We start from the raw sequence: 10,548 nt of genomic DNA on the forward strand, positions 1-10,548 counted from the left end.
TATGGTGAAACGGCCCAAGACGCTCAGCGATGATGATAAATCGCTGTGGAAAAAGGTGGCCGAAAGCACCACAAGACTTCGCCCGGAAAAACCCAACGCACCGATGGAAGAACCTTCCGAGGTGTCAAACCCGCGGCAAATTCGCCCCAAACCCATCAAAGTCGAACACCCCAAATTCCGATTGGGTGAGCGCGCGTCGGCGCGGCCCAACCCGCATGATCTTGCCCCAAGTATGAGCGACCGCATTGCAGCAAACCCCGTTGCAATGGATCGCAAAACTTTCGGTAAGATGAAAAAAGGGCGTATTTCACCAGAAGGGCGTATTGACCTTCACGGTATGACAATCGCGCAGGCGCATCCGATCTTAACCCGGTTTATTCTAAGCGCAGCTGATGCAGATCGCAGGCTGGTCTTGGTGATTACCGGAAAGGGAAAACACAAAGATGAAGGCGGTCCCATCCCCGTGCGTCACGGAGTTCTGCGCCACCAAGTTCCGCATTGGCTGCACACCGCCCCCCTTCGCCAACACGTGCTTCAAATCACTGAAGCGCATCTGAAGCATGGCGGGCAAGGTGCCTACTATGTCTATTTGCGCCGGCGTCGTTAAGGAGACGTGTTCGGGATCACCAATCGCGTTGCATTCTGAACAACCAACACGGTCCCCGGCAGCAACCCCGGGCGAACCGTCGGACTGTTGCTAATTGCGGTAGACAGGTTTGGAATGCTGTTGATCAACCTCAGAAACGCGGGCGAAGCAAAGGCAACGCTGTGATCGGCCAGCCCATCGCTGAACGCGGAAAGGTCTACAAGCGTCACATTCAGATTTGCCAGTTCCGCAACATCTGTGTTGTTGCCAAGGCGCGTGTTCTGACCCATGAGGTGTGCAGATAGTTGCAAAGCCCGGTCACGAGACGACGTGAATATAACGAAAGGCTGGGGAAGTTCTCCGATCCGCTTGGCCTGCTGCCGGAACAAATCTAGATCGATATCGGGGGAAATCAAAACAACGCCACCGATCTTGTTCAGCCCTTTCTGGCCATCGGCAATGGCCATCTGCCGCAATGATTCCATTGCCAAAAGGGCACCCATCGAATGACCGACCAGCAAAACTTCGTCTACACCAGAATTCGAAACGGAACGCAGTGTCGTCTCAAGCCCATCGCGCGCGAAAAGCATGGAATCGCGATCATAGCCATATCCCAAGGGGTGTCCGGCGCTGGGCCACGAGTAATGAACGGGCAGGAATGGAAGGTCTAAGTCTTCGTTCAACTGCGCAAAACGGTACAGGCCTTCCGAAAAGCGGTTGTTGAAACCGTGCACAAATACGGCAGCCGTACGCCCCTCGCCACGCCGAGAACGGACATCGTGCGACATAGCATTTTGGAATGATCGTTGGTCTGCAAACTGTTCGTAGTTGTCGACAAGGAAGTGTTTAGCTGGATCAGGTGTTTCGCGACCCGGCCAGTTGATTTCTCCGGGCTCGCGGGTCTTTGGAATGGATACGCCAACTTGCCCGAAAAGAAGCTCACCACCACGGTTTCTGGTTGGCGCACCGTTTTCATCTTGCTCGCGGGTCGAGGCGACAAAGATATTTTGCAGCTCGCCCACTTCGCTGGCGCCAGGATGGAAGACGATTGTGCCGCGCGGTGCACAAGCTGCAATAAAGAAAACAAAGAAAAACGCTAGAAATCGCAAAGGCAGCCTCCTCGGACTAATCCACTGGATAGCCGAGGAAACCGCCTATGCCTAGTCCATCAAAGCACGTAGCGGCTTACATCGGTCGATGTCAGAAGCGCGCCAAGGTGGGTATCCACAAACGCCTTGTCCACAACTACAGATTCGCCACCGCGGTCTGGGGCGGTAAAGCTAAGCTCTTCGAACACACGTTCAAGAACTGTGTAAAGCCGCCGCGCCCCGATGTTTTCGACGCTCTGATTGACCTCGGCCGCGATCTTGGCAAGGGCCGCAATGCCATTTTCGGTGAACTCAACCGTTACATCTTCGGTGCCCATCAATGCCGTGTATTGGCGGGTCAGGGCGTTGTCGGTCTCGGTCAGGATGCGCACGAAATCTTCTTCGGTCAGCGCGCGTAACTCGACGCGGATCGGAAGACGACCCTGAAGTTCAGGCAGCAAATCCGAGGGCTTCGAGACATGAAACGCGCCCGAGGCGATGAACAGGATGTGGTCTGTTTTTACTGCGCCATGTTTGGTGGAAACGGTGGTGCCTTCGATGAGCGGCAGCAGATCACGCTGCACACCTTCGCGGCTGACATCACCGCCGCGATTTTCGGTGCGGGCGCAGACTTTGTCGATCTCATCCAAAAAGACGATGCCATTCTGTTCAACAGCTTCCAGCGCAGATTTGGTGACTGTTTCGTCATCCAATAGCTTGTCCGCCTCGTCCGAGATCAGAACCCCATAGCTGTCGCGCACAGTCATCTTCTTTTTCACCGTACGACCGCCGAAGGCTTTGCCGAACATGTCGCCAAGGTTCAGCATTCCCATGCCCTGCCCCGGTTGTCCCGGCACATCGAGCATCTGCATCGGGTTCGAACTGTCCGCGATCTCTAACTCGATCTCGTGATCGTCCAGCTCTCCGGTACGCAGCTTTTTGCGGAACATTTCTCGCGTTGCGTCGCGGGCATCTTCACCTGCTATGGCTTCAATCACGCGATCTTCGGCGGCTTGTTCGGCGCGGGCCTTCACGTCTTCGCGCATATGTTCGCGGGTTTGGTTGATGGCGGCGTCGACCAGATCACGCACGATCTGTTCCACGTCACGACCGACATAGCCGACTTCGGTGAATTTGGTGGCTTCGACTTTCAGAAACGGTGCGCGGGCCAGTTTGGCCAAACGGCGGCTGATTTCAGTTTTTCCAACGCCGGTGGGTCCGATCATCAAGATGTTCTTCGGATACACCTCATCACGCAAATCATCCGCCAGCTGTTTACGGCGCCAGCGATTACGTAGTGCCACAGCCACAGCGCGTTTCGCGTCGCTTTGCCCAATGATGAAGCGATCCAGCTCGCTGACAATTTCGCGGGGGGTCAGGTCGGTCATTGGCTGATCTCCTCAACCGTCAGGTTTCCATTGGTATAGACACAAATGTCAGCGGCAATCGCCATGGCTTTGCGCGCTACGCCTTCGGCATCCAGATCGTTGTCCATCAAGCCACGCGCGGCGGCCAATGCGAAATTGCCACCAGATCCAATAGCCGCCACATCATGTTCAGGCTCCAGCACGTCGCCCGCACCAGTGATCACGAACAAATCCTTGCCGTCGGTGACGATCAACATTGCTTCCAGCTTTTGCAGATATTTGTCGGTGCGCCAGTCTTTGGCCAGCTCGACCGAAGCACGCGCCAATTGACCAGGTGTGGCCTCAAGCTTGGTTTCCAATCGTTCAAGCAGGGTAAAGGCATCTGCAGTTGATCCTGCGAACCCCGCCACGACGTCAAACCCACCTGGTGACAATCTACGCACTTTGCGTGCAGTGCCTTTGATTACGGTTTGGCCAAGGCTGACTTGGCCGTCCCCTGCAATCACAACCTTACCACCTTTACGCACGCCAATAATCGTCGTGCCATGCCAGCCGGGAAATTCCGTATCCGCCATATCGCCTCCAAAATCGTTTCATCATATATGGACACGAGCGCGACGGCGCACAAGCTTGGGCCCGTGCGAAGTGTTGGTTCTTATTAAAACTGAGGCGGTTTAGTCCAGCCAGCCACCTAAATTGCGCTTGGCAACGCCCATCAATGCTTCGATATGGGCATCATCGTCATTCAGGCATGGAATATAGGTGAAGCTTTCACCACCCGCCTCGACAAAGGCTTCCTGTATTTCCTCTTGGATTTCTTCCAGAGTTTCGATGCAGTCGGCCGAGAATGCAGGTGCGATTACAGCGATATTCTTTTTGCCGGTTTCAGCAAGGCGCGCGACTTCTTTCACAGTGTAGGGTTTTAACCACTCCTCGGGCCCAAAGACCGACTGGAAAGTTGTGGTGATATCGCTTTCATCCCACCCCAAACGCTCTTTCAGCAGACGCGTGCCTTTTTGGCATTGGCAGTGATAGGGATCGCCCTGTTTCAAATACCGTTCAGGCATGCCGTGATAGGATACGACCAGAAGATCTGGGCGAGTCTCCAGCGCCGAATAGCCCTTTTCGACCGACTGCGCCAAAGCGTCTATATAGGCAGGATCGTCGAAGTAAGGTTCTATTGTGCGTGCGGCGGGTTGCCATGTTTCTTCCATCAAGGCGCGGAAGAATTGGTCGTTTGCGGTGCCCATCGTGGCGCCTGCGTATTGCGGATAAAGCGGGAAGAACAGGATGCGATCACAGCCTGCGGCCACCATCTCCTCCACTTTCAATTTGGTTGAAGGGTTGCCGTAACGCATACAGAAATCAACCATGACTTCGGCCCCGTATTGGGCTTCGAATGCGGCTTTAAGTTTGGTGATTTGCGCTTTTGTGATTGTCATCAACGGGCTTTCGCCCTGATCTTCGTTCCAGATCGACTTGTACGCCTCACCCGAAGAAAAGGGGCGTTTGGTCAGGATGATGGTCTGCAAAAGCGGCTGCCATTTCCATGCCGGGTAATCAATCACGCGCTTGTCCGACAAAAACTCGCTCAGGTAACGGCGCATGGACCAATAGTCGTAACCATCAGGCGTGCCGAGGTTGGCGAACAGTACACCGACTTTACGGGCGGGAAGTTTTGGATGATCCGTTGGCTTTTGCATAATCATGGCTACGTCCTTGTTCGCGTCTCAGATCACTTAAAGGGAATATTTTTCAGGTCAATTGGACAATTTGGTCTCATCCGTGCCCAGCGCATCGGCCAGACGGGCAGATGCTGAACCGGGGCGGAGGGGTTTTTGCTGGCTTTCGTCAGGGGCCCAGCCGGTCAGGAAGATCATTTCGAAGCTGGCGGTGATGCGACCACCTTCGGTCGGGAAGTGTTCTGCGTAGCGATCACACACCTCACGGAAGAAGGCGCGAGATTGTGGTGAAACAAGTCTCTGATCCAGTGCATTCCGCTCTCCCATCAAGCGCAGATCGCGCATCAAACCGAAGGCATCGGCATAGGTTACTTGGCGAAGCGCGCTATCGGCCACAGGCAACGCAAGGCCAGCGCGTTGCATAAGTGCGCCAAGGTCGCGGATCTCTCCCATCGGTAGGACGCGCGGGGACAGGCCACCTGTGCGGGCGATTTCGACCTCTGTCATCACGGCGCGAAGTTCAGACAGAGTTCTGCCCACCAAACATCACGCCCATGAACATTCCGTCGTTGATCAACGCGCGCCGGCTTTGGATGATCTGCCCGACCGGGTCATTTGCCCAATGCAGTGACAAGCCATGGATCACAAGATCATGCGCACCAGGCTCAAGCGACAGAATCTCATCGTCAGGTACGATCACTGCATCTGGGAAGGTTTCGGACCACACTTGCGGAAAACCTGTGACAATCGCTGGCTTGGTAAACGTTCTGTTAACCTCTGTCAGTCGATCCTTCACCTCATCCGCTGCTAGTTCTTGCAGAAACATACCGTCCGCGCGCGCGCGCCGGCGGTTTTGCACAAGCTGGCGGCGATCGGTCAGTTTCGGGGGCGTGTCGTCAGGCAATCTCATGGGCGCGGACCATAGTTGGAAAGGGCGAAAATGCAATCAGCGCTGCATCTAATCTATCCACCGCAATGCGTCAGCTGTGATGCGCCGACGGATTTGGATTTTGGTCTCTGTGCAAGTTGCTGGGCCGATACGCCATTTATTGGCGGTCTTTCTTGCGATCTTTGCGGGGAACCCTTGCCCGGTGAGGACGATGGAACGCTTGTTCACTGCGATGCTTGCATGTCGCGGGATCGGCCTTGGGCGCAAGGGCGGTCCGCTTTGTTGTATCGCGGGAATGCGCGTCGCATGGTTCTGGCCTTGAAGCATGGCGACCGGCCCGAACTTGCGCGCAGCTTCGCCCCCTGGCTTGCCAATGCAGCAAAGGACATTCTGCGCGATGATATGGTGATCGTGCCAATCCCAATACATTGGACCCGCCGCCTAAAGCGGCGATACAACCAATCGGCCGAGCTTGGACGCGCCCTAGCGCAGGTGTCAGGATTGAACCACGCACCGCAAGCATTGATCCGAACGCGCCGTACGGCCATGCATGACGGGATGAGCGCGGATGATCGGTTCCTGAACATGGATCAGGCGATCACGCCACATCCCAAACATGGTGCAAACCTAGTGGGGAAAGATGTTTTGCTGCTGGATGATGTCATGACATCAGGCGCAACGTTCCACGCAGCCGCACACGCAGCTGTGATTGCAGGTGCGGCCTCGGTTCGGGTTCTATCCCTTGCGCGCGTTGCACGAGACGCCTAGTTGCCTATAGTTCTGCACACAGGCAGAGCGGCACGGAAGGGAAAGTTCAATGCAACCGGTCACGATTTATACATCCCCGCTTTGCGGTTATTGCCACGCGGCCAAACGCCTGCTGAAAAGCAAAGATATCGCGTTTGACGAAATCGACGTGATGATGAAGCCCGCCAAGAAGCAAGAGATGATGTCGCGCGCCAATGGCCGCCACACTGTGCCACAGATTTTTATCGGCGAAATCCATGTGGGTGGGAGCGATGATCTGTTTGATCTGGAACGCGGCGGAAAACTTGATCCGCTGCTGGCGGGTTAGGCCATGCGCGTCGCGCTGATCCAGTTTACGGCCGGGGACGATCCGGCCGCAAACCTTGGCCCTCTGCGCGAATTGGTACGGCAGGCTGCAACGGACGGGGCTGAGTTTGTTTTGACACCAGAAGTGTCGAACATCATCTCCACCAGTCGCAGCCACCAAGACAAAGTTCTTCATCACGAAGTAGATGACCCGACACTTGCCGCCCTGCGGTTTGAGGCGCACGCGCTGGGCATTTGGCTTTTGATTGGTTCGCTTGCCCTTAAGACGGATGATCCCGACGGGCGGTTTGCGAACCGGTCCTTCATGATATCTCCGCTTGGCGATATCGTCGCGCGCTATGATAAAATCCACATGTTTGACGTTCAGATCGATGCGACTGAAAGCTATCGTGAAAGCGCGGGCTATCGCCCCGGTGATCGAGCTGTCGTTGCCGAGACCGAGTTCTGTCCCATCGGCATGACCATCTGCTACGACATGCGCTTTCCGCATCTTTATCGCACCTTGGCCAAATCGGGTGCGCAAATTATCACAGTGCCCGCCGCATTTTCACCCGTGACGGGGGCTGCACATTGGGAAAGCTTGCTGCGGGCGCGGGCGATTGAGAACGGCGTGTTCATTCTGGCCCCTGCAATGTGCGGACAGCACAGCCCGAGACGCGCGACTTATGGCCACTCATTGGTTGTGTCGCCGTGGGGGGAAGTTTTGGCCGACGCGGGCGTCGCACCGGGCATCACAATGGTTGATCTTGACCTTGCAGACGTGGGAAGGTCGCGCCAACGCGTCCCATCCTTATCGCATGATCGAGAATTCAAAGGCCCCTGATGTCCGAAAGCTCTGCCGAAACCCTGTCAGTCGCCCTGTTCAGCGAGATGTTTATGGCTGATCAGCTGGCACGAAACCGCCTGTCAAAGGCGCTGCCAAAAGGCATGGAGCTAAGCCATTTTTCGGTGCTGAACCATCTGGCCCGTGTGGGCGAGGAAAAAAGCCCTGCGCAACTGGCAAAGTCTTTCCATGTCACACGCGGCGCGATGACAAATACGCTGAACAAGCTGGAATGGGCGGGACACGTGCATATTCGTCCTGACTGGGATGACGCGCGGCGCAAATTCGTAACAATTTCACCGTCCGGTAAGGCTGCGAGAGATGCAGCGCTGGCGGCGATCACGCCGATCATCTCGAACATGGTGAAGCAGATCGGGGCTGATAACGTCCGTAATGTGCTGCCAGTGTTGCGTGAGATGCGGAAAATCCTAAGCGACGTCGAATGAAGTCGCTGGAATTTGCAACCGACCTTATGGTTCAGGACGGTCAGACCGAGATTCAGAGGTATGAGGACCGATTTGTTCAACGCACGCCAGAAGAGCCCAATTACTGGTTTGGCAATCGTGTTGTATTCTACGACCCTCCGAAATCAGCGGACGATCTGATCGCACAGTTCCACGCGGATATTCCAAAGGCCAAGCACATCTGCATAGGTTGGGACATCCCGAACCTAAGCATCCAGTCCGTGAAGGACGTGTTTGAACAAACCGGGTTGCGCATGGAAGAAGGCGATGTGCTTGCATTGCGGCAGGATTTGAAGCGCGCTGAAGCTCCGGAAGGGATCAACATCCGGCCTTTGGTGTCAGCATCTGATTGGCATCAGAGCGAAGCCATCGGACGCGCCGACTTGCTGAAAGATAATGTGCCTGAGGCCGGGTTAGACACCTATCTGACGAACAAAACCACTGCTCGGAAAGAGCAAATTGTGAAAGGGTTGGGTCAGTGGTTTGGCGCTTTCGATGGTGACACGCTTGCTGGTGACATGGGAATCTTTAACGACGACGATTTGATCCGATATCAGTCCGTACAAACGCATGAGTCATATCGCCGACGCGGCATATGCTCGGCGCTTCTCTGCGCAAGTCTTGATTGGGCACGCGGGCGTGCCCCGGACGCTCAGCCGGTGATTGTTGCTCAGGCGGATAGTGATGCGGGGCGGTTATATCGGCGCGCTGGGTTCGAGTTGGCCGAAACCATCGTAAGCGTTTATCGCCCGCCCCTGGATTAGGTCAGGCCTGAGGCTTTACCGACGTGATCGCGTAATTCACTGACAAGTCTTGTGATGACAAAGACCAGCTCCAAGCGATGGGATTAAAGACCATGCCCATGCGGTCGACCACGTTCAAGCCAGCAGTTGCGATCAGATCGACAAGCTCATCCGGGGTAATGAACTTCCCCCACTCATGTGTGCCTTTGGGAAGCCAGCGCATTACATGTTCAGCACCAACAATGGCGACCATGAAGCTTTTTGGGTTTCTGTTGATGGTCGACGCCACCATCAAACCGCCCGGCTTTAAAAGCTGTTGGCATGCAGTCAGATAGGCCAGAGGGTCGGACACGTGTTCGACAACTTCCATATTCAGTACGACGTCAAATTGTTCGCCAGCGCCCGCAAGACTTTCAGCGGTGCAATTGCGGTAGTCAATGTTCAGCCCCATCTGTTCCGCGTGGACTTGCGCAACTGGAATGTTTCCCGCCGCCGCATCCGCGCCGATAACGGTGGCCCCAAGCCGCGCCATCGGTTCTGACAACAATCCACCACCACAGCCGATGTCCAGCAAGCGCAGCCCCTTAAAGGGCTCGACATCGTTTAGATCACGCCCAAACTCGGCGGCGATCTGATTTGTGATATAATCCAGCCGAACTGGGTTCATCATATGAAGTGGTTTGAACTTGCCTGTAGGGTCCCACCATTCGGCCGCCATGGCTTCGAATTTGGCAACCTCGGCTGGGTCAACGGTGGTCTGGGTCTCGGCGGTCATCGGGAACCTTCTTTCTGATGGCAGGCGCGTCACGGTCACTATATAGAGAGATTATGGATAAGGCCGCAGGAAAAAACAGCGCAGCCGCACGGCTCTTTCCCCCGATCGACCCGTTTGATCGGCATATGCTGGATGTGGGCGATGGTCACAAGGTCTATGTTGAGCAAAGCGGCAATCCGGATGGCATTCCGGTTGTTGTGTTCCATGGAGGCCCGGGCGGCGGATCGTCCCCTGCAATGCGCCGCTTTTTCGACCCCAAGCGCTATCACATCATCTTGTTTGATCAACGCGGCTGTGGGCGGTCACGTCCGCATGCCAGCATTGATGCGAATACGACGTGGCATTTGGTGCGCGACATCGAACAGATCCGTGCAACCCTTGGCATCGAACGCTGGATTGTGTTTGGCGGCAGTTGGGGGGCAACCCTTGCATTAATCTATGCGCAGTCACATCCGGTGCGCGTGGCCCATCTGGTTTTGCGCGGGGTTTTCCTTGCGACCAAGTCCGAGCTTGATTGGTTCTATGGCGGCGGTGCTGGTCGGTTCTGGCCAGAACTATGGGATCGATTTGAAAGACTGATCCCTGAAGCAGAGCGCCACGATATGATCAGCGCCTATCACCGACGGCTGTTTTCAGGAAATTACGGCGAAGAGACACGATTTGCTCGCGCCTGGACCGAATGGGAAAATGCGCTGGCGTCTATTCAGAATGCGGGCGCAATCATTGACAGCCCAACTGAATACGCCCGTGCTTTTGCTCGGCTCGAGAACCACTATTTCCGCCACAGTGCGTTTTTGGATGAAGACGGCAAGATTTTACGTGATATGGGCCGGATCGCGCATATCCCCGGTACAATTGTTCAAGGACGCCATGACATGATTTGCCCGCCCAGAATGGCATGGGAACTTCATCAAAAGTGGCCCACTGCTAATCTGCGGATGATCCACCTTGCTGGTCATGCCCTGTCTGAACGCGGCATTGCGGATGAGCTGATTGCTACGATGGAGCGCCTCGCGACCGATCGTAAGGACTTGGGCATATAGTCTAAGTTAGTCAC

General features: G+C 55.4%; 12 protein-coding genes and 1 pseudogene. 7 read left to right on the forward strand and 6 right to left on the reverse strand.

The genetic code is table 11. The features are described from left to right. Position 1: 1 nt before the first annotated feature. A complete protein-coding gene (locus tag AC0L6A_RS01360) occupies positions 2–607 on the forward strand; it encodes a Smr/MutS family protein (protein ID WP_473291696.1) in 606 nt (201 codons plus the stop codon). On the opposite strand, the gene AC0L6A_RS01365 is transcribed toward AC0L6A_RS01360, so the two are convergent. The 5 genes and pseudogenes from AC0L6A_RS01365 to AC0L6A_RS01385 all read right to left on the reverse strand — a co-directional run bounded on the left by AC0L6A_RS01365 (position 604) and on the right by AC0L6A_RS01385 (position 5,633). Then, entirely contained in the window at positions 604–1,695 is a 1,092-nt protein-coding gene (locus AC0L6A_RS01365) for an alpha/beta hydrolase (protein ID WP_473291698.1), read from the reverse strand. The genes AC0L6A_RS01360 and AC0L6A_RS01365 overlap by 4 nt on opposite strands. Positions 1,696–1,754: 59 nt before the next feature. Continuing rightward, positions 1,755–3,062 carry an ATP-dependent protease ATPase subunit HslU gene (hslU, locus tag AC0L6A_RS01370; protein ID WP_473291699.1) on the reverse strand — a complete coding sequence of 436 codons (1,308 nt, stop codon included), beginning with the start codon at positions 3,060–3,062 and terminating at the stop codon, positions 1,755–1,757. Continuing rightward, positions 3,059–3,616, reverse strand: coding sequence for an ATP-dependent protease subunit HslV (gene hslV, locus AC0L6A_RS01375; RefSeq protein ID WP_473291701.1), 558 nt, complete (start codon positions 3,614–3,616; stop codon positions 3,059–3,061). The genes hslU and hslV overlap by 4 nt, the downstream gene beginning before the upstream one ends. Positions 3,617–3,715: 99 nt before the next feature. Continuing rightward, positions 3,716–4,750 (reverse strand): ferrochelatase, encoded by a 1,035-nt coding sequence (gene hemH, locus AC0L6A_RS01380; RefSeq protein ID WP_473291702.1) that lies wholly within the window; start codon positions 4,748–4,750, stop codon positions 3,716–3,718. A 51-nt stretch (positions 4,751–4,801) separates the two neighbouring features. Next, positions 4,802–5,633 (reverse strand): annotated as a pseudogene (locus AC0L6A_RS01385) (methyltransferase domain-containing protein). Positions 5,634–5,663: 30 nt separating this feature from the next. On the opposite strand from AC0L6A_RS01385, the gene AC0L6A_RS01390 reads away from it, so the two are divergent. The 5 genes from AC0L6A_RS01390 to AC0L6A_RS01410 are packed head-to-tail and all read left to right on the forward strand — an operon-like array spanning position 5,664 to position 8,737. Then, entirely contained in the window at positions 5,664–6,380 is a 717-nt protein-coding gene (locus AC0L6A_RS01390) for a ComF family protein (RefSeq protein WP_473291703.1), read from the forward strand. 49 nt (positions 6,381–6,429) lie between these two features. After that, positions 6,430–6,687 carry a glutaredoxin 3 gene (grxC, locus tag AC0L6A_RS01395; protein WP_473291704.1) on the forward strand — a complete coding sequence of 86 codons (258 nt, stop codon included), beginning with the start codon at positions 6,430–6,432 and terminating at the stop codon, positions 6,685–6,687. A 3-nt stretch (positions 6,688–6,690) separates the two neighbouring features. Continuing rightward, a complete protein-coding gene (locus AC0L6A_RS01400; protein WP_473291706.1) occupies positions 6,691–7,509 on the forward strand; it encodes a carbon-nitrogen hydrolase family protein in 819 nt (272 codons plus the stop codon). Next, positions 7,509–7,955 (forward strand): MarR family winged helix-turn-helix transcriptional regulator, encoded by a 447-nt coding sequence (locus tag AC0L6A_RS01405; protein ID WP_473291708.1) that lies wholly within the window; start codon positions 7,509–7,511, stop codon positions 7,953–7,955. The genes AC0L6A_RS01400 and AC0L6A_RS01405 overlap by 1 nt, the downstream gene beginning before the upstream one ends. Continuing rightward, the gene (locus tag AC0L6A_RS01410; protein WP_473291710.1) at positions 7,952–8,737 is read left to right on the forward strand and encodes a GNAT family N-acetyltransferase; all 786 of its coding nucleotides are present in this window, start codon (positions 7,952–7,954) and stop codon (positions 8,735–8,737) included. Before AC0L6A_RS01405 ends, AC0L6A_RS01410 begins: the two co-directional genes overlap by 4 nt. Before the next feature lies 1 nt (position 8,738). On the opposite strand, the gene ubiG is transcribed toward AC0L6A_RS01410, so the two are convergent. After that, positions 8,739–9,491 carry a bifunctional 2-polyprenyl-6-hydroxyphenol methylase/3-demethylubiquinol 3-O-methyltransferase UbiG gene (gene ubiG / locus AC0L6A_RS01415; RefSeq protein WP_473291712.1) on the reverse strand — a complete coding sequence of 251 codons (753 nt, stop codon included), beginning with the start codon at positions 9,489–9,491 and terminating at the stop codon, positions 8,739–8,741. A gap of 53 nt (positions 9,492–9,544) precedes the next feature. Here ubiG and pip point away from each other — a divergent pair, with 53 nt between their 5' ends. Further along, positions 9,545–10,534 carry a prolyl aminopeptidase gene (pip, locus tag AC0L6A_RS01420; RefSeq protein ID WP_473291713.1) on the forward strand — a complete coding sequence of 330 codons (990 nt, stop codon included), beginning with the start codon at positions 9,545–9,547 and terminating at the stop codon, positions 10,532–10,534. The last annotated feature ends 14 nt before the right edge of the window (positions 10,535–10,548 follow it).

Source organism: Aliiroseovarius sp. D2-2 (genome assembly GCF_055809455.1).

Coding starts and splice junctions, on each gene's coding strand:
- AC0L6A_RS01360 (WP_473291696.1), top strand. CDS start 2: ATGGTGAAACGGCCCAAGACGCTCAGCGATGATGATAAATCGCTGTGG.
- hslU (WP_473291699.1), bottom strand. CDS start 3,062: ATGACCGACCTGACCCCCCGCGAAATTGTCAGCGAGCTGGATCGCTTC.
- hslV (WP_473291701.1), bottom strand. CDS start 3,616: ATGGCGGATACGGAATTTCCCGGCTGGCATGGCACGACGATTATTGGC.
- hemH (WP_473291702.1), bottom strand. CDS start 4,750: ATGATTATGCAAAAGCCAACGGATCATCCAAAACTTCCCGCCCGTAAA.
- AC0L6A_RS01390 (WP_473291703.1), top strand. CDS start 5,664: ATGCAATCAGCGCTGCATCTAATCTATCCACCGCAATGCGTCAGCTGT.
- grxC (WP_473291704.1), top strand. CDS start 6,430: ATGCAACCGGTCACGATTTATACATCCCCGCTTTGCGGTTATTGCCAC.
- AC0L6A_RS01400 (WP_473291706.1), top strand. CDS start 6,691: ATGCGCGTCGCGCTGATCCAGTTTACGGCCGGGGACGATCCGGCCGCA.
- AC0L6A_RS01405 (WP_473291708.1), top strand. CDS start 7,509: ATGTCCGAAAGCTCTGCCGAAACCCTGTCAGTCGCCCTGTTCAGCGAG.
- AC0L6A_RS01410 (WP_473291710.1), top strand. CDS start 7,952: ATGAAGTCGCTGGAATTTGCAACCGACCTTATGGTTCAGGACGGTCAG.
- ubiG (WP_473291712.1), bottom strand. CDS start 9,491: ATGACCGCCGAGACCCAGACCACCGTTGACCCAGCCGAGGTTGCCAAA.
- pip (WP_473291713.1), top strand. CDS start 9,545: ATGGATAAGGCCGCAGGAAAAAACAGCGCAGCCGCACGGCTCTTTCCC.